Here is an 18,365-nt window from a genome sequence, read left to right on the forward strand (position 1 = left end):
GTGGTTCTCCTCGGTGGGGCGGCCGGAATCGGACGACCCGCCTCGGGACGACCCCGGGCGGGGTCGGCCGATACGGGTGTCGATCCGGCGGGGGTCAGCTGGCGTCGGGGCGGCCGATCCAGGTACGGGCGAGGGTCTGGACGGCGGTGCCGTCCGGGTCGGCGAGCTTCTGTTCCAGGTACTCGGCGGCCCAGTCGTTGGTGGGCACGCGGAAGGCGGGCCGTTCGGCGCGCAGGGTGCGGACCACCACCTCGGCGACCTCGCGGGCCGGCTGCCCGGCCGCCTCCCAGCCCTGGCCCCCGACCCAGGCCAGGTAGTCGGCGAAGGTGGGCGCGTAGGGGCCGGAGGCGGCCGCGATGGTCCTGCGGTTGATGTCCGGGAAGACGCCGAACCCCGTGTCCGGCACGAAGCCGGGGACGACGACGGAAACCCGCACGCCGTGCGCCGCGGCGACCGGGGCTAGGCTCTCCATGAAGCCCTCGACGGCGAACTTGGCCGCGCAGTAGGCCTCGTTGAAGGGCTGGCCGACGATGCCGTGGACGCTGCCGATGGTCACCAGCCGGCCGCCGGAGGCGCGCAGCAGGGGCAGGGCGGCGCGGCTGACGGCGATCACGCCGAAGAAGTTCACCTCCAGGTTGGCCCGCAGGGCGTCCATCGTGGACATCTCCAGGGTCGGGTCGAAGTTCGAGATGCCGGCGTTGTTGACCACCGCGTCGAGGCGTCCGTGGGTCTCGGCGACGCCGTCGACGCACGCGGCCACGGAGGCGGGGTCGGTGACGTCGAGCGGGCGGATGTCGAGGCTGGCGCCGGCCCGGGCCGCGGCCGCGGTCAGCGCCCCGGCACGGGCCGGGTCGCGCAGGGTGGCGACGGTGGTGAAGCCGGAGCGGGCGGCCGCGACGGCGGTGGCCAGGCCGATGCCGGAGGAGGTGCCGGTGATCAGGACCACCCGGCCCCGCGCGGCGCCGTCCCCGTCGGCGCCGTCCCCGTTGGCCCGCACGGCGGGCTCCCCGTCGGCCCTCACTGTGCTGTCTCCGTCAGCTCGGGCTCCGGGGCGGCGGGCCGCTTCCCTTCCCGCTCGGCGGCGTCGAGGCGGGGCTGGATGCCGAGCGCGGGCAGGAAGGAGCAGGCGGCCAGCAGGGTGCCGACGACCATGGTCCAGCGGGCGGCGTCCAGGACGCCCAGGGGCCCGGTGAGGGCCGAGACGGCGAGCCCGCCGGCCAGGGCCGCGAGCGGGATCACGCCCCAGGTGACGGTGCGGAAGGCCGCGTGCATCACGCCCTGGTGTTCGGCGGACATCCGGGACTGCCGGGTGGGCGCACTGCAGACGTTGATGCAGGACATGAAGAAGCCGTAGCAGCCCATCGTCACGGCGATGACGGGCCCGGCCGGCAGCATGGGCGCGGCCAGCACGCCGAGGCCGACCAGACAGTGCAGCAGCAGGGCCCAGGCGAGCGTGCGGCCCAGGCCGAAACGTGCGCTGATCCGCGGGGCGACCACGGCACCGACCAGCGCGCCGACCGCGCCGACGGACATCGCCGCGCCGAAGACGCCGACCGATACGTCGAGGCCGCGGTAGGCGAGGACGGGCAGCACGGTCACGAAGACCGGCCCGCCGCAGTTGAGGGTGACGGCCGCCACCACCACGCGGCGCAGCACCGGATCGGCCCAGTTCATCCGGAAGCCCGCGGTCAGCCGGTCCCAGACGGTGCCCTCGACGACCGCGCGCTCGCCCCACGGGCTCATGTACCGGAAGCAGGCGGCGGAGACGAGGTAGCTGGCGGCGTCCACCAGCAGCGCGGCCACGCCGAGCGCGCTGTAGAGGGCGGCGGCGATGGAGGGGCCGGCGACCTCCGCGACCGAGCCGCTGCCCTCCAGCCGGGAGTAGGCGCGGACCATCTGGTCCTCCTCCACCACGGCGGGCACGGCGATCAGGTAGCCGATGTTGAAGAAGATGGTCGCCCCGCTGATCACGGCGACGCAGCAGAACAGCAGCGGGGTGGAGAGGACGTCCAGCCAGTGGGCGATCGGGATCACGGCGACGGCGGCGAGCCGGATCAGGTCGCAGGCGAGCATGGTCCGGCGCTTGTTCCAGCGGTCGACGAGGACGCCGGCCACCGGTCCGAGCAGGGGGATGCCGAGGTACTGGGCCATCGCCACGATGCCGACCTGGAGCGCGGAGGCGTGCAGGACGAAGATCATCAGGGTGGGAACGACGAAGACGGTGACCCGGTCGCCGACCACGCTGACCGTCTGCCCGGCCCAGAACAGGTTGAAGCCGCGCCCCAGGTCGGCGGGCCGCCGGGCCTTCACGCCTCCTCCTGGTCGGCCGGGCGGACCACGAAGCCGGCGGTCTTGCCGGTGCGGTCGTTGCTGACCAGCTCCTCGACCGCGCGGACCCGGAAGTTCTCCGGGTCGTGCTGGAAGGCGGTGCTGAGGGTGAAGGTGGCGGAGAGGAGTTCGGTGCGCAGCCGGGCGGTGTCGACGGCGGCGGCACCGACGGCGGCGTCCGGTCCGGCGCTGCGGTGAGTGAGCAGCAGGACGTCGACGCCGGTGGCCCGGCCGCCGTGCTCGGTGATCACGACCTGGGCCCGGGCGACGCCGGGCTCGCGCTCGGCCCGGGCGACCAGCTCGTCCACGTGCAGACCGAGGCCGCGCACCTGGACGACGCTGTCGCGCCGGCCCAGGACGCGCATCGCCCGGCCCGGCCGTCCGCACGGACAGGTGGTCAGCTCACCCGCGTCGCCGGTCCGGTAGCGCAGGACGGGGTTGAGCATCTCGGGGTTGAGGGTGGTGAAGTCCAGCAGCCCGTCCGGGCCGACATGGACCAGCTGTTCGGGCAGCGGGTGGAAGGTGTCCGCCGGGCAGTCGGGGGTGTTGGTGCCGACCACCCATGTCTCGGTGGAGCCGAACATGCCCCAGCGGCGGGCCTGCGGCGCGACGGCCGCGACGTCCTCGGCGAGCTGCGGCTGCCAGGCCTCGCCGAGCCAGATCACCTTGCGCAGGGCCGGCAGCTTCAGGCCGGTGGCGCGGGCGTGCGCGAACCAGAGCCGCAGCACACTGGGCGTTCCGCCGATCGCGGTGGCCCGCTGGTCGGCGAGGAAGCCCAGCCAGTCGCCGTACTCCTCCCGGGTGACCGAGCCGAGCGCCATCACCCGGCAGCCGGCCAGGTCGGCGAGCGCGGCGGCGAGGAAGTGCGCGCCCCACATCCGGCCGGCGCCCCAGGCGTTGACGAAGGTGTCCTCGCGGTCGAGCGGCTGCCAGTGGGCGTGCACCCCGGCCATGTAGAAGCCGGTCGGCGCGTAGCCGACCTTGGGGGCGCCGGTGGAGCCGCCGCTCTGGAACAGCCAGGTGGCGCCGGTTCCGGCGCGCGGCTCCAGATGGTCCAGGGCGACGTTGAGGTCGTCCTTGACCAGCGGCGGGAGGGCGGCCAGCTCGTCGAGGGTGGTGAGGGCGGCCGGCCGGTCAGCGTAGCGCGGGGCGAGCGCGGGCACCGTCCGCAGCAGGCCCAGCGCACGGGCGGCGACGGACAGGCGCGGCTCGGCGGCCTCGGGCGGGAGGGAGAACGCGTCGGTCATCGCGGGTCCGTCCGTGGGGTGGTGGCGGTCTGGTCGGCGAGCCACTTGGCATGGCCGTCGCGGTAGGCGGTGAACCGGGCGCGGGTGATGTCCCGCTGGAGGGTCCGGTCGGGATCGGACCAGTCGGGGGCGATCACCCCGTCCGGCTCCAGCTCCGAGAACCAGTACCGCTCGCCGTCGTGGAGGAAGTCGACGCAGAAGAACGGGATGCCCAGCTTCTCGGCGAAGTAGCCGGTGGCCTCGGCCAGTTCGGGCGGTACCGGCGGGAACTCCATCGCCCCGCCGCGGCTGGCGTTGGCGACCGGCGAACCGGGTTCGGGGATCCGCCTCATCACGGCGTAGGGGCGGCCGTCGACCACGTAGACCCGGTAGTCGACGGTGCCGTCGCCGAGGTAGGGCTGGGCGACGAGCGTGGTGTCGCCGCCCTGGGCGAGGCTGGCCAGGCCGCGGATGTCCTCCGGTCCGCGGGCCAGGTTGATCCCGCCGCCTCCGCACCAGCCCGAGGGCTTGACGATGGCCGGGTAGGTGAGGCTCCCGAGCGCGACCTCGTACTGGTGCTTGCTGATGTCGCGTCCGGTGCCGATCCGCACCGTCGGGATCGGCGGCACCGGGGAGTCGGCCAGGTGCAGCACGGTGGCGAGCTTGTCGTTGCCGATGAGGGAGATGTGCGGCGGGAACGGGAGGTAGAAGCCGGCCTGGTCGAGCACCGTGTAGAGCGCGTACTGGTTGAAGATGTCCATCGCCTGGTAGGGCAGCGAGTAGAGCGCGGTGATGAAGAGGGTGTCCTGCGGGGTCACCGGCTCCTCGTCCACGTAGACCACCGGCCGGGCCGGGTCGGTGGCGTCCACGGTGACCGCGTCGGGTGCGTGCCGGCACCAGGTGAGGCCCAACTCCTCTGCGGTCTCCGCGTAGAGGTCCCAGAAGAAGTGGTGCCAGGTGGCGGTCATCCGGGTGGACTCGCGGTCGGGGAAGATCCAGCACATCCGGCGCAGCGGGCCGGGGTCGTGGGCGGGACTGGCGGGGTTCACCGTGCTCCTTCCGGGGTGGTCTGCGGGGTCGGGGCGGGCCGTGGGGCGCGGACGGCCGACGTCGCCGGGGGCGCCGGGGGAGCGGTCTGGAGCGTGGGTCGCCCCGGCCGGCCGGCCCGCCACGGCCGTTCGACCTGTCCGGGCCCTCCGGCCCCCTCGGCCTGTTCGGCCTGCCCGGCCTGTCCGGCCTGTTCGGCCTGTTCGGCCCACCAGCGGCGACCCGCCTCCGGGAGGGTGTCCACCGGGTCGTGGTACGGGTGGCGGCGCTCCAGCGGCGTCCCACCGGCGGCACGGACCTCGGGCTCGGTGCGGTAGTTCTTGGTCCAGTACGAGATCCCGCGCTCGCGGTCGTACCCGACCGCCTGGTGCACCCAGCGCTTGCCGAGGTTCGGCACGTCGCAGACCAGCCGCGGGGTGGCGTAGCCGGGCAGGTAGCCCATGATCGCCTCCTGGAGCCGCTGTGCCTCGTGCACGCTGGTGCGCCAGTGCTCGGCGTTCGGGATCATGTCGCAGAGGTAGAAGTAGTAGGGCAGGATGTTCGCCTCCCCCTGGAGGGCGAAGCAGAGGTCGAGCAGGTCCTCGGGGGTCGCGTTGACGCCGCGCATCAGCACCCCCTGGTTGCGGACGTCCCGCACCCCCGCGTCCAGCAGCGCCCGGGCCGCCTCGGCGACCAGCGGGGTCACCGACCTGACGTGGTTGGCGTGGGTGTGCACCGCGAGGTTGACGGCCCGCCGGGCGGCCACCTCGGCCACCCGGTTGACGCCGTCGAGGACATCCGGCTGCAGCCAGTGCTGCGGCAGGCCGACCACCGACTTGCTGGCCAGCCGGATGTCCCGGACGGTCTCCAGTTCCAGCAGCCGCAGCAGGAACGACTCCAGTTGCGGCCAGGGCACATTGGCGAGGTCGCCGCCGGATACGACCACGTCGCGCACGGTCGGTGTGCGCTTGAGGTAGTCGAGCATCAGCTCCTGCCGGTGGACCGGCCGCAGCACCAGCTTGGCCTTGGCGACCTGCGGCGTGGATGTGCCGACCAGGTCCATCCGGGTGCAGTGGCCGCAGTACTGCGGGCAGGTGGAGACCAGCTCCGCCAGCACCTTGGTCGGGTATCGGTGGGTCAGCCCCTCCACCACCCACATCTGCGCCTCGTGCAGCGAGTCGCGCTCGGCCTTGGGGTGGCTGGGCCACCGCGGGTGCCGGTCGGCGCGTACCGGCAGCATGTAGCGGCGGACCGGATCGGCCAGGAAGGCCGCGGTGAAGGCCTGTGGCTCGGCCGGGGCGTCGACGGCCATGGTGTTCAGCATCTGCGGCGGCAGCAGCATCGACATGGTCGCGAACTCAGCCTGATCGGCGGCCAGTTGATCGTAGAAGTCGTCGGTCAGCAGGTCACCGACGGCGGCCCGCAGCTGCCGGGCGTTCTTGACGCAGTGCGCGCGCTGCCACTGGGCGTCGCGCCACTGGGCCTCGGTCACGTCGCGCCAGCCCGGGAGCCGGCGCCAGTCCGGCTCCACCAGTGCGGTCCGGACGTACTGGTACGGCTGCCGCGGCCGGGTTCCGCCCATCGACGTCTCGGCGCCGGGGAGTTCGGGACGGGCGGGATCGGTGCGCTTGGACTCCGGGCGCGGGGACTCCGGGCGCGGGGACTCCGGGCGCGGGGACTCCGGGCGCGGGGACTCCGGGCGCATAGGTTCGGGGCGCATAGGTACGGGGCGCATAGGTACGGGGCGGTCCATCCGAGCGCTACTGGGCGACGAGGATGGTCGCGAAGCGGGTGCACAGTTCGCGCTTGAGCACCTTTCCGGTGGGCCCGAGCGGGAACTCCTCCGCCGTGCGGGCGATCCGGACGGCGGCCAGCGCGGCCAGTCCGGCACCGGCCAGCGCCTTGTTGGCCGCTTCCAGGACGTCCTCGGCCCGCACGTCCGAGGCCTCCGCCGCCTCCTGCAACTGGACCACCGCGATGGGCCGTTGAGCCTCCCCAGCGGTACCGGGGACGCCGACCACCGCGCAGTCCCGCACCAGGTCGGCGCAGTCCGCGAGCAGCACCTCCTCGATCGGCAGGCTGTAGACCGGGCCGGCCGCGGTGTCGATGACGTCCACCGTGCGGTCCAGGTGGTAGAACCGGCCCTCGGCGTCGCGCCGGGCGACGTCCCCGGTCAGCCAGTAGCCGGCCAGCTCGAAGCTGCTGGTGAGCCGGGCGTTGTTCCAGTAGCCCGGCGTGCGCGAGGGCGTGTCCACCGCGAGCAGCCCGACCGTGCCGTCCGGGACCTCCGCGCCGTCCTGGTCGAGCACGGCGGCCCGGCGGACCACCTCCAGCGGCTTGCCGACACAGCGGTCGTCCCGCGCGCTCTCCGGCGTGGTCACCTGGCCGAACAGGGCCATGCCCATCTCCGAGGAGCCCAGCCCGTCGACGAACTGCGATCCGGGGAGGGCGGGTTGCTCGGCCTTCTCGCGCGGCAGCAGCCACGGCCGGATCAGCCCGGCCGGCCGCTCCCCCAGCTGGACCAGCCGACGGATGTGCCCGTAGTGCGCACTGTCACCGGTGTTGAACCACGAGTGCACCTTGGCCGCTCCCTGCACCGGCAGCTCCCCGGTGGCGAGTTCGACGAAGGTGCGCGGGAAGGACGCCACCATGGTCGGCTGGAAAGCTTCCATCACCGGCTCGACGACCGAGCGCCGCCAGTCGGCCATCACCACGGTCGGCAGTCCGAGCAGGGTCGCGGTGAGGAAGTAGCTCAGGCCGCCCGCGTGGGTGTGCGGCATCAGCGACATCAGCCGGTCGTACGACTCGGCCGGGAAGCGCACCATCCGCGGCTGCTTGCCGTCCCAGAACTGCCGGTGCGCCAGCATCGTCGACTTGGGTGTGCCGGTGGTGCCGGAGGAGTGGATCAGTGCGACCACGTCGTCCGCCGCGTGCCGGTACGGGTAGGCCTCGGGCAACCCGCCGGAGGCGTCCACGTCGAAGGCCTGCACCTCGGCGGCGAGCGCGAGGAACCGCGGCCGGCGCTGCGGATCCTGGCGGTAGGCGGCGGCCAGGCGGGTGGTGTCGTCCGCGACCACGCCGACCACGCCCACGTGGTCGAGGTAGCGCACCATCACGTCGTGCCGCATGGCGTCGTTGACCAGCGCCGGGACGGCACCCAGCGCGGTCAGCGCGAGGAAGTGCAGCAACGGCTCCAGACCCTCGGCGATCACCACGGCCACGGGCTCGCCCGGGCGCACGCCGTTGGCGTGGTACCAGGCGGCGTACCGGTCGCGCAGGGCGGCGAGGTCGAGCAGGCTGTGACCGCGCAGCACGACGGCGCCGCGGTGGTCGGTGTGGTGGCTGTACGCGAACGGGACCGCGCGGTTGGGGTTCACGGCGATGGCGTGGTCGAGGAAGTTTCCGGCGCCGAGGTCGGGCTCCGTCATCAGCCGCTCGCGGGCGGCGAGGGGCGCGACGGGGCTCTGGTGGGAAGGCTGGTCGCTCATCGGGGTCTCGCAATCGTGAAGAGGTGGCCCGCTGCCGGCTCCGGTGGAGCGGACGGCCGGACGGGCTCGACGGGCGGGCTCGGTGGGCGGGCTCGGTGGGCGGGCTCGGTGGGAGGACTCAACGGGCGGACTCGGCTGGGGCGGGCGATCCGGCGCCCGGCCCTCCAGCGGTGCACGCGCGGTGATGCGCGCACGGTGGTCTCGGTGCGGTGGTCCCGCACGTGGTGCTGCGGGTGGGCCGGCCGTGCGGGGGAGTTCGGGCCGGAGGCGGTCGGCCCCCGGGGCCTCAGCCGGCCGGGCGGTCGAGGATCTCCGCGACGACGCGGTGGCCGGAGCGGACCGCGCCCTCCAACAGCCCGAAGAACTCGGTACTGGTCTCGGTTCCCGCCCAGTGCACCCGGCCGTGCGGCGCGGTCAGCGCCGGGCCGAGCCGCAGCCAGTCGCCGGGCCCGAACAGCGCGGCGTAACAGCCCTTGCTGTACGGCTCGTTGACCCAGTCGGTGACGTGGAAGCCGATCGGTGCGGGGAGCATCGGGAACAGGCTGGCGGCCTGTGCGACCGCGGCGGCGCGCTGTTGCGCCGTATCCAGGGCCGCGAACCGGTGCGCCTCGGCCCCGGTGACGAACCCGGTGAGCACGCCGGCGCCCTCGCCGGACGGCGAGTCGTCGACCGTGGAGAGCAGCGGCCCCTCGACGTTGACCGACCACCCGGAGAGCCCGTGCTCGCGCCAGAGCGGTGCCGGGTAGACCAGGTGGAGCTTGACCGCGCAGCCGCGTCCGGTCCGCTCCCCCGCGCGGGGCACCTGCGGTGCGGGGTGCTGGTCGAGGGCGTCGGCGAGCAGCGGCGGCAACGCCACCACCGCGACGTCCCCGCGGTACTCGCCGCGCGCCGTGCCGACGGTGACCCCGTCCGCGTCCTGGTGGACCGCCAGGGCCGGTTCACCGAGCCGGAGCCGCCCGTGCGGCGAGGCCGTCAGCCGGGCGGCCAGCCGCTCGCAGAGCAGGTGCGCTCCGCCGGCCACGCGGTCCTGCTGGGCGCCGCCCTCGAAGGCGTTGAGATAGCGCAGCCCGCCGCCCGAGCACAGGTAGAAGGCCATGTGCAGGACCGAGACGTCGGCCGGGTCGGCGGCCATCATCTCGCCCAGGAAGAGCGGGAAGAAGAGCCGGGCGTCCGGATGGGAGAGCTCCCGCTCGGCCCACTCGGCGGCGGTCAGGGTGTCCAGCCGGGCGGCCTCCGGGGCGAGCCACGGCGCCTCCGGCTGCACGGTGGCGGTGAGTTCGGCGAGCCGGTCGAAGAGGTCGCCGAGCGCCACGGCGTTGAGCGGGGGGAAGCGGCCGTCCCGGGTGACGCTCCCGTCGCCGTGCCCGGCCCGGTGGGCGCCCGGGTGGGCGTCGGGCCCGGCGTCCGGACCCGCGTCCGCACCCGCATGCGTGCGGGCGAGGGCGAAGCGACTCGCGCCGGCCATCGTGGTCGGCGTGGTGGAGAGGTCCAACTCCTTGAGCAGCGAGATGAGTTCGATATGCCGGTCGCCGAGGTAGGCGGCTCCGGCGTCGACCCACTCGCCGGGGGCGACCTCGATCCCGTGCGTCCGCCCGCCGACCCGCTCGCGCGCCTCCAGCACGGTCACCTCCACCCCGCGGGCCGCGAGAGCGGTGGCGGCGGTCAGCCCGGCCGCCCCGCCCCCGATGACGACGGCCGAGGCGACGGTACCGCTGTTCCCGGCGCTCATCCGGCGGTCGCGATCAGCCGGGCGAGACCGGTCGGGGTGGGCGCGAGCGCGAAGTCGTCGAAGGTCAGCTCGACGCCGTAGACGCGGGCGACGGCGCTCAGCACGCGGGTGGCGATCAGGGAGTCGCCGCCGAGGAGGAAGAAGTCCGAGTCCGCCTCGACGTCACTGCTCTCCAGGACGCGGCGGAAGATCTCCGCCACGCCCGCGACATCGGCGGTTGTGGTGTCAACGCTGCTCATCAATGCTCTCCTTTGACCTACGGGTGCACCTGTGGGGCACCCGGTGGCGGGTCTGGACGGGCAGGCCCCGAGCAGGGCGGGCCTGGTGACGGACGTGCGGCCCGGCCGTCCGGGACGCGTCCGTCCCGCGGCTCTCCCGGCGGCTCGTGGCCGTCGGCTGGGCTCGCCCGCCCAGGGCGTGTCGCTCGGATCACGCCCTAAGGGTGGGACGGGGCCGGGACGGGGCCGGAGGTCCGCCCGGCGCCCGATCCGTTCGCCGCGTAGCGGCGGTGCGAGCCGGCGCGGTCGACCTTGCCGCTCGCGGTGAGCACCAGCGCCGGCACGACGGTGATCCGGCTGGGCACGAGGTGGCCGGGCACCCGGCCGCCCAGGTGGGCCCGGAGGTCGGCGTCCAGCGTGCCGGCAGCGGCGCCCGGGCGCGGCACCACGTAGGCGACCAGCGCCGAGCGGCCGGCCACCGTCGCCCCGGCCACGGCGACCGCCGCGACGGCTGGGTGGCCGGCGATCTCCGCCTCGACCTCGGCCGGGTCGACCCGGATGCCGCGGATCTTGACCTCGCCGTCCAGCCGCCCCCGGTGGGTGAGGACGCCGTCCGGCGCGCGGCTCACCCGGTCACCGGTGCGGAACCAGCGGACCCCGGCGGCGCCGGCATCGGCTCCGTGCCCGGCGTCGCCCGCACGTTCGGCCCCGCCCTCGGGGGCGGTGAACCGCGCCGCGGTGGCCTCCGGCAGCCCGTGGTACCCGAGCGCCACCGCGGGCCCGCCGATCATCAACTCGCCCTGTTCGCCGAGCCGTTCGAGGACGTGCGGCAGCGCCCGCCCGATCGGCGCCCGGTCGCCGGCTGCCCACGGCCGCTCCCGCACGGGCGCCTGCGGCCCGTGCAGATCGACCGTATGGGTGATCAGCGTGGTCTCGGTGGAGCCGTAGGTGTTGAGCAGCCGGATCCGGCCGGTGTCCAGCGCCGCCCAGTCGGCGAGCCTGGCCGGGTTGGCCGCCTCGCCGCCGATCACCAGCAGCCGGACGGACGCGGCGAGGGTGAGCCGCTCCTCGGCGAGGTGCAGCACCAGCTCGTGCCAGAACGCGGTCGGCAGATCCAGGACGGTGATCCGCTCGCGCTCCACCATCCGCAGGAACCGCGGGAGCGAGCCGGAGTGCGCCTCGGCATCGAGGACGAGGGCGGCGCCCGCGGTGAGGGTCGGCAGGATCTCCTCGAAGCAGGTGTCCCAGTTCAGCGAGGCGAACTGCAGCACCCGGTCGTCCGGCGTCAGGCCGAACACGTCGCGCAGCGAGGCGACGGCCGCGGAGATCGCCCGGCGCGGCGTCACGACGGGTTTCGGCTGCCCGGTCGAACCCGACGTGAAGAAGAGGTAGGCCGGCTGCTCCGGATCGGCCGCGCGCGGCGCCGCTGCGGGCGGCGCCGCTGACCGCAGCACCGTCGCGTCGGGCCCCGAGGGCGGCGGCGCCTCCGCAGCGGCTAATCGCGGCAGTTCGACCAGGTCGAGGTCGTCCGGGAGGAGCCGGTCGGCCGCCGGGGGCCCGTCGTCCGTCCTCGGCCCGCCGCCCGTCCCGCCGGCGGCGGCCAGCCCGGTCCGGCACCCCACCGCAGCCAGCATCGCCTGCCGGCGCTGCGGCGGAAAGGCCGGATCGACCGGGCAGTACACGCCTCCGGCCGCCAGCACGCCGAACAGCCCGACCACCGTCTCCGGCAGGTGCACCGCCGGAACGGCGACGACCCCCGGGTCGTCACCGAGCCGGCCGGCCGTCATACGTGCCAACGTGTCGAGTTGGCGATAGCTCAGGGCGCGCCCGTGGTGGACGATCGCCGCCCGTTCCGGATATCGGCGCACGGTTTCCGTGAACGCGTCAATCAGGTCGGAACCGGCCTCATGGATGTTGCGGTTCTTTGTCATGCCCGCCCCAAAGAATGCCGTGCGAGCCCTTGTCGGTGCTCGGCGAGCCGGGACTCTACCTTCGAACATGCGTAGCCACAATGGCTGTTGAGGATGTTGCTTCAAGAATGTGTGGTTGACATGTGAACGATAGAGAGTCCGTCAGGACGGGCTGCTGCGACAGGATTGACCACGAAGAGTGACGACCCGGAGACGGCCGGTGCACGCCGCCCCGAATTCCTCCGACCGTGGTGTGTACACGGTTCACCCGGCACCGGCATTTCCGGGAATAGGAGGGAATTCACCACCTCCGCATCGTCCAGGAAAACAGCTGCGTACCGGAACGGCACCTGATTCCCAGGCCGGGGCGCAGCCGGGCGCGCCACTCCCGGGGCCTGCCCACCGGAATCACCGACGGGCTTTTCGTGCCCGTCCCGCACCCGGCGGGCCACCCGGCGAACGGCCGGCCGGGTGATTGCGGCACCTGAGTACTCGACACGTCCCCACCCCGCCACGCCACCGACCGGCCGCCGCCCGTCGACACGCGAACAGCGACCGGCCCCGGCACCGCGTGAGCGCGTTGCCGGGGCCGGGGCCGGCGCCGGGGCCGGGGCCGGTCGACCGTGGGGCTCTACCGTGAACAGCCGCCGCGGATCCTGCCGCGGCCTCTGCCGCGGCCTCTGCGGTGGCCTCTGCCGCGGATCCTGCCGCGGACCCTGTCGCGGATCAGGGACGCAGGACGCGGGAGGGCGCGGCCGCGTTGTCCGCCGACGCCTGGGAGCGGACGGCGGGCGTCACGCAGACGTCGTCACCGGGCCAGGCCTCCCGCCAGACGTAACCGGAGATGCAGGTGTGGGGCCCGTACGGCCCGGACACCCACCGGCTGTAGCGGGCGGCGTTGTCGGCGGCGGTCTGGCTGCGGGTCGCCGGGGTCGCACAGGTGTAGTCGCGGTAGTCGCCGTCGCGCCAGACGTACCCGGAGACGCAGGTGTTGGGACCGTAGATCGCAACCGAGGTGGCCGAGTACACGGTCACGGTCGCGGCGCCCCCGCTGATCGAGGTCGAGATCGAGTCGCCGTTGGCGTTCAGCGAGGTGACGGGGAGGCGGGCGCCGCCGTCCAGGGTGCGCTGCAGGTACGGCGCGCCGTTGACGATCTCGTGGATCAGCACCACGTCGTTCGGGATGCCCGCGGAGTAGCCGAGCTTCCGGGTGAACTCCACGGTGTAGTAGTGGAACGGGTCGGAGCCGATCGGCACCCGCAGGAGCTTCGGGTGGAAGCCGTCGTCGCTCTGGAACGAGGTGAGGGTGTGGCTGCTCCAGCCGGCCGGGGCGACCGCCACCCGGCCGTGGTCCACCCAGCCGAGCCTGTCGAGCTGGTAGCCGACCAGGCCGACGGGCCGGGCGTTTCCGTAGGTGCCACCGGTACCCGATCCGTAGACGTTGGCGGCGCTCATCTCGTCCCACGGGTCGTCGTACTCGCCCGGCGCGGACCACGGGGCGTTGCGGTAGCCGGTGTCGTTGGAGAAGGAGTGGCCGAGGCCGTAGCCGTGCAGCATCTCGTGGGCCACGGAGACGGAACCGAGCCCGGTGCCGTCCAGGTAGATCGCGCCGGCGGCGCCCCACCAGTCGATCCCGACGTTGGTGACGACGATCGTACGGTGCCCGGCGGGGACGGCGTACCCACCGGCCTTTGCGGCGTTGACGCAGTCCTGGAAGCGGGTCCACCGGTCCCTGCCCTGCTCCTGGGCCAGGGTGTACGGCATCGTGTACCAGCCGGCGGCGTTGGAGTTGCGGATCTGCACGGCGCCGGCGGAAATGCTGGTGAAGTAGTCGTACATGCCCCCGGTGCCGGCACCGGAGTCGGTGAAGAAGTTCCTCAGCCAGCCGGCCGGGTGCGGTTCGGACGCGTCGTCCGAGACCTTGCACATGAGGATCGACCAGCCCGTGTAGCCGCGGACCGGCACTGCCCGGGCGCTCTGCTGGAGTCCGCAGAACGCCATGACGACGGCCAGCAGCGCTGCTGCTCCGGCCCGGATCCGGCGACCTCGGTCCCCGTACGTCCGGATCCCTTGCTCACGTTTCCCACGCATGCGGGAGCCCTCCCCTTCCCGGTGCTTCCGGGGCCTGTCCCCGGACGGGCGACGGCTTCCGTACCCAGTCTGCTACGCGCAGTAAACTCTCTGCAGGGATGGCCAGTTGAGCGGTGTTGGGCATGCGTTCGGGTCAATGGGGCGGCTCCGACCACCCCACCCCACCGGAGCCGTCGGCGAAACCCGCTGGCGGCCCCGCTCCGCACCGGGCGATCATGGCGCGCATGACCGACACACCCGAGCGATGGACCCAGGCGACCGTCTACCCCGACATGTGGACCGACCCCGACGACGACCCCCGCAACAGCGAGGGGGTCAGCCCGGACGGAGAACTCCCCACGCTGCACGACTTCCTGACGAACTATCGGATCACTCTGCGGATGAAGTGCGAGGGCCTGGACGCCGAACAGCTCGCCCGCCGTTCCGTCCCGCCGTCGACGATGTCGTTGCTCGGCCTCGTCCGCCACCTCGCCGAGGTGGAGCGGGACTGGCGCAACTGGCTCCACGACGGCGAGCGGCTGCCGAAGCTGTACGGCCGGCGTGACGCGGACTTCGACGACGTCGTCGCCGATCAGGCCGTGGTCGACGCCGCGTACGCCGATCTGGAGCGCGAGCAGGCCGCGACGGACGACGCGCTGGCCGGGTTCACGGACCTGGGCGAACGGGTGGGGAAGGACGGAATCGCGATCCGGGAGCTGCTGGTCCACCGGGTCGAGGAGTACGCCCGCCACTGCGGCCACGCCGACCTGCTGCGCGAGTGCGTCGACGGACGGGTGGGGCAGTGACAACCGCACCCTGAACCGACTCCGGTCGGGCCCTGCCGCCCCGCCCCCGTCGGTGGCGCGGCCCGTCCCGGAACGGCCAAGCCCTCCGCAAGGGTGGCCGGGTGCTCGGGGCTGCGCGGAAATTCGCGGACCCGCCTTCCGAAAGTGTGATCACATAATGGTCGCTTCGGCGCCAGGGCGCCCCAACGCCGGTTCCGGGCTGTCCGCACACCGGTCCAGTGACACAGGAGACCTCTCATCATCAACACCGCCATCCGCAGGGCCGCGCGCGGCACCGTGCCCGTGGTCGTCTCTGCCTCCGTCCTCGCCGCAGGCCTGAGTGCCTGCGGGACGGTCGAGCAGCTCTCGGCCGCACAGAAGGTCTCCAAGGCCTTCGACAAGCTTGCCGGCAGCACCTCGGCCGGGGTGACGGTGTCGGTGGAGGCGTCCCCCGAGCAGATCGTCGCGTACGGCAAGGCCACCGGCGACGAGATCGAGCAGCGGAGCGCCGAGGCCGTCTCCGGCCTGAGCATCTCCGTCGCGATGGCCTCCGACAAGCCGCTCAAGGAGAGCAGCGCCTTCAAGGACGCGTCGGGCGCCGGCGGCCCCGGCAGTGCCGCGCCGGACAAGTCGCTGCGCGTCTCCTACGTGCTGGCCGACCGGAAGGGCACCGCGCTGCTTGAGTACCGCCAGGTCGACGCGAAGGCGTACCTGCGGGCCGATGCCAAGGGCCTGGTGAAGCTGGTCGGCGAGGACCCGGCCCAGGTGGACGAGGCAGACCGGGAGCTGCCCGAGGAGCTCGGCGCGATCAGGGACGTGCTGGCCGGGAAGTGGGTCGCGCTCGACCTCCAGGAGCTCGCAGACTCCGCCAAGAAGTCCGACCGGGCCAAGTCCCCGGCCCCGACCGGGCGGCCCACCCTGGACCCCGACTCCGCGAAGCAGCTGACCCAGTCGCTGAAGGACGTCTTCTCCCGGACCGTCACCTTCGAGGACAAGGGGAAGAAGGACGGTGCCGAGCACGTCCTGATCAGCGCCCCGGCCCGCAAGCTGATCGACGGGGTGCTGGGTGCCGTCAAGCCGCTGTCCGCGAAGTTCCCCGGCCAGTTCGGCAGGCTTCCGGCTGCGGCCCCGGCGGACGTGCCCGACAAGGCGATCGGGGTCGACCTGTACCTGAAGGACGGCCGGTTCGACTCGGCCACCTTCGACCTCGCGCAGCTGGAGCCCGAGGCAGGCCCGGGCGCAGCGTTCCCGGTGAAGCTGACGTTCGAGCAGTCCGCCCCGGTCGCGCAGGCGCCCGCCGACGCGGTCACCGTCTCCGAGCAGGACCTCCAGAACACCGTGCTCGCGCTCGCCGGCGCGGCGGACGAGGACGACTCCCCCGGCCTCGGTTCCCGGCCCGGCCCCGGCAAGCCGCTGACCGAGGCCCAGGTCAAGGAGCTCACCGGCCTCGGCATGACCGAGTCGCAGATCGAGATCTTCAACGAGCTCGGCATGGACTACGAGGAGATCAAGGGCCTGGCCCAGGAGAGCTGATCGCCCCGCGCGGGCCGGGCAGGGCGCCGGGCAAGACGGGCCGGGTAGGTGCGGCCCCCGGCTGCACCTGCCCGGCCCGAGTCGCGGCCGGCTCGGACGGGGCCCGGCCACGCGCGCGGCCCGCTCGCGCGTGGCCGGTTCCCCACCGGCTCAGCCCTTGAGCTCGTCCCCCGCGTGGTCGACGACACCCGCCTCGAAGACGGCCGAGGAGTGGGTGTAGCCCTTGCCCTTGTTCGCCCCCGGGGACGGTTCGCCCACAGGCGGGAGGCCGTCGGCGCCGACCGGCGGAAGGTCCTTGAGCAGGACCTCGCGCACGCCGAGGAACGCACCGGTCTCGGCGTCGAAGATCAGCGACACCCGCATGGTGCCGTTCATACCGACCACGGCGACGCCGTGCCGGCCCGCCGCGTCGACCTCGTCGGCCACCACCGAGGTCCCGGGGAGCTTCGCGGCCGCCTGCATGAGCGCCGCCTGGACGGCCGGCGGCGCGGTCACGTTCATGAACGCCGTCTGCACGTCGCCGAAGGCGATCTGGTACCGCAGCTCCTTGGTCATCGGCATCCCCGCCACCGCCTTGGAGCGGTCGGCGTCGAGCAGCGCCTGCAGCAGCCGTTCCGGATCGGTGGGCAGCGACGCGAGGAACGCGTAGGTCTGGGTGCTGAAGCTCGCCTCCCTCGGCGCTCCCTCCGCCCTGCCCAGCGGGGCGGGCCACGGGGTCCGATCGTCGCCCTGCGGCCCGCGCATCCCCGGGTCCACGATCAGCCCCTCGGAGCGGCCGTCGACGGAGAACCACATCCTCCGCTCGCGCCGCGACTCCAGGTCCCCGTCCTGAAGCAGCCGCTGGTAGGTGAACTGGCCGTTCCCCGCGTGCGGGTCCGGCCGGCTCGCGGCGGCCCTGGCCGCCTGCGCCAGCAGGCCGGCGGCGTCCGTCGGCGACGTCACCGGCGACGCGGTCGCGGACGCCTGTGCGGTCGGAGACGCCGGCGTGGCCGGCGCCGACGTCGTGGCGGGCGACGACACGGACACGGCCGGCACGCCGGAGCCGGCCGGGCCCGAACCGCTCTCGCGGCCTCCCGGGACGACCAGGGTCACCGCGGCGACCGCCCCCACCGCGACCGGCGACGCCACCAGCCACACCAGCCTGCGCCGCGACCGCGGCGCCTTCGCCCGTGCGGCCTGTGCAGCCTCTGCGGCGATCTCACTCATCACGTGCTCCCTCAGCAACCGGTGGCGGTCGGCGGCGAGCGTCTCCTGCGAGTCGTTCATCGGATGTCCCCCTGCATCGACCGGGCGGCCTCCAGGCCGCCACCCCCTACCTGTCCGGTGGCCACCGCGAGTTCCCGACCGTCCCGCTCGTCCCGACGATTCGCCAGTTCCGCTTCGGTGAGCGACTTCAGCCGGGTCCGTGCCCTGGAGAGGCGGGATCGGACGGTCCCGGTCGGGATGCCGAGCGCCTCGGCGGCGGAGGCGTAGTCGAGCCCCATCCACACACAGAGCCGGAACACCTCGCGTTCGGACCGGCGCAGACTCTCCAGCGCACGGCGCACCGCGGCGAGCTGGGCGCTGTCGTCGAGGCGGGTCACCAGCTCGTCGGCGAAGTCCGGCGCGGCCTCCCGCTCGGGCAGCCGTGCCATGGCTGCCCGGTGCCGGCGGGCCGCCCGCGCGGTGTTGCGCAGCACGTTGGTGGCGATCCCGAACAGCCACGGCCGCAGGCTCTCGTCGCCGGCCTCCGGGCGCTCGCGCAGCCGCCACGCCTCCAGGAAGGTCAGCGACACCACGTCCTCCGCCGCCGCCCAGTCCCCGAGGGTGCGGAGCGCGTAGCCGTACACGGCCTGGGCGTGGGCGTCGAAGAGCTCCCCGATCGCATCCTGGTCCCCGGCGCGCAGGCGCGCTCGTTGTGACAGTTCCATGCCCACCCCTGTCCGCACCCCCCGCCGGGTTCCCCGTGACCCTCGTCACACCCGGGCGCGGCGGTCGGCCTCGGCCCGGCGCGATGCGACCCCGGCGCTACCCCGCACTCCGGACCATGATCCACCGCGCTGGGGCCGCCGA

14 protein-coding genes are annotated in these 18,365 nt (G+C 73.7%); 2 read left to right on the forward strand and 12 right to left on the reverse strand.

The window, feature by feature from the left end:
- Window positions 1-94: 94 nt before the first annotated feature.
- From ACF9IK_RS01800 to ACF9IK_RS01845, 10 genes are all read right to left on the reverse strand, one after another.
- Window positions 95-1,021, reverse strand: coding sequence for an SDR family NAD(P)-dependent oxidoreductase (locus tag ACF9IK_RS01800; protein ID WP_395292449.1), 927 nt, complete (start codon window positions 1,019-1,021; stop codon window positions 95-97).
- Window positions 1,018-2,310: an MFS transporter gene (locus ACF9IK_RS01805; RefSeq protein WP_395292450.1), complete on the reverse strand. Its 1,293-nt coding sequence runs from the start codon at window positions 2,308-2,310 to the stop codon at window positions 1,018-1,020. The genes ACF9IK_RS01800 and ACF9IK_RS01805 overlap by 4 nt, the downstream gene beginning before the upstream one ends.
- The gene (locus ACF9IK_RS01810) at window positions 2,307-3,575 is read right to left on the reverse strand and encodes an AMP-binding protein (protein ID WP_395292451.1); all 1,269 of its coding nucleotides are present in this window, start codon (window positions 3,573-3,575) and stop codon (window positions 2,307-2,309) included. The genes ACF9IK_RS01805 and ACF9IK_RS01810 overlap by 4 nt, the downstream gene beginning before the upstream one ends.
- The gene (locus ACF9IK_RS01815) at window positions 3,572-4,603 is read right to left on the reverse strand and encodes an ATP-grasp domain-containing protein (RefSeq protein WP_395292452.1); all 1,032 of its coding nucleotides are present in this window, start codon (window positions 4,601-4,603) and stop codon (window positions 3,572-3,574) included. The genes ACF9IK_RS01810 and ACF9IK_RS01815 overlap by 4 nt, the downstream gene beginning before the upstream one ends.
- On the reverse strand, window positions 4,600-6,300 hold the full coding sequence (locus tag ACF9IK_RS01820; RefSeq protein ID WP_428846363.1) for a lysine 2,3-aminomutase: 1,701 nt from the start codon (window positions 6,298-6,300) through the stop codon (window positions 4,600-4,602). The genes ACF9IK_RS01815 and ACF9IK_RS01820 overlap by 4 nt, the downstream gene beginning before the upstream one ends.
- Before the next feature lie 40 nt (window positions 6,301-6,340).
- On the reverse strand, window positions 6,341-8,068 hold the full coding sequence (locus ACF9IK_RS01825) for a class I adenylate-forming enzyme family protein (protein WP_395292453.1): 1,728 nt from the start codon (window positions 8,066-8,068) through the stop codon (window positions 6,341-6,343).
- A gap of 286 nt (window positions 8,069-8,354) precedes the next feature.
- Window positions 8,355-9,797 carry a flavin monoamine oxidase family protein gene (locus ACF9IK_RS01830; protein ID WP_395292454.1) on the reverse strand — a complete coding sequence of 481 codons (1,443 nt, stop codon included), beginning with the start codon at window positions 9,795-9,797 and terminating at the stop codon, window positions 8,355-8,357.
- Entirely contained in the window at window positions 9,794-10,036 is a 243-nt protein-coding gene (locus ACF9IK_RS01835) for a phosphopantetheine-binding protein (RefSeq protein WP_395292455.1), read from the reverse strand. The genes ACF9IK_RS01830 and ACF9IK_RS01835 overlap by 4 nt, the downstream gene beginning before the upstream one ends.
- A 197-nt stretch (window positions 10,037-10,233) precedes the next feature.
- A complete protein-coding gene (locus tag ACF9IK_RS01840; protein ID WP_395292456.1) occupies window positions 10,234-11,946 on the reverse strand; it encodes an AMP-binding protein in 1,713 nt (570 codons plus the stop codon).
- A 705-nt stretch (window positions 11,947-12,651) separates the two neighbouring features.
- Window positions 12,652-14,016 carry a hypothetical protein gene (locus ACF9IK_RS01845; protein WP_395292457.1) on the reverse strand — a complete coding sequence of 455 codons (1,365 nt, stop codon included), beginning with the start codon at window positions 14,014-14,016 and terminating at the stop codon, window positions 12,652-12,654.
- A gap of 215 nt (window positions 14,017-14,231) precedes the next feature.
- Here ACF9IK_RS01845 and ACF9IK_RS01850 point away from each other — a divergent pair, with 215 nt between their 5' ends.
- Window positions 14,232-14,801 carry a DUF664 domain-containing protein gene (locus ACF9IK_RS01850; protein ID WP_395292458.1) on the forward strand — a complete coding sequence of 190 codons (570 nt, stop codon included), beginning with the start codon at window positions 14,232-14,234 and terminating at the stop codon, window positions 14,799-14,801.
- Between the two features lie 282 nt (window positions 14,802-15,083).
- Complete coding sequence (locus tag ACF9IK_RS01855; protein WP_395292459.1) at window positions 15,084-16,313, forward strand: hypothetical protein; 1,230 nt, start codon at window positions 15,084-15,086, stop codon at window positions 16,311-16,313.
- A gap of 150 nt (window positions 16,314-16,463) precedes the next feature.
- Here ACF9IK_RS01855 and ACF9IK_RS01860 read toward each other — a convergent pair whose 3' ends face one another.
- Together ACF9IK_RS01860 and ACF9IK_RS01865 are read right to left on the reverse strand one after the other, a co-directional pair.
- Window positions 16,464-17,579, reverse strand: coding sequence for a CU044_5270 family protein (locus ACF9IK_RS01860; RefSeq protein WP_395292460.1), 1,116 nt, complete (start codon window positions 17,577-17,579; stop codon window positions 16,464-16,466).
- Window positions 17,576-18,223 (reverse strand): RNA polymerase sigma factor, encoded by a 648-nt coding sequence (locus ACF9IK_RS01865; RefSeq protein WP_395292461.1) that lies wholly within the window; start codon window positions 18,221-18,223, stop codon window positions 17,576-17,578. Before ACF9IK_RS01865 ends, ACF9IK_RS01860 begins: the two co-directional genes overlap by 4 nt.
- Window positions 18,224-18,365: the final 142 nt, after the last annotated feature.

The sequence above is a fragment of the Kitasatospora hibisci genome, assembly GCF_043950205.1.
Taxonomy (GTDB): Bacteria; Actinomycetota; Actinomycetes; order Streptomycetales; family Streptomycetaceae; genus Kitasatospora; species Kitasatospora hibisci.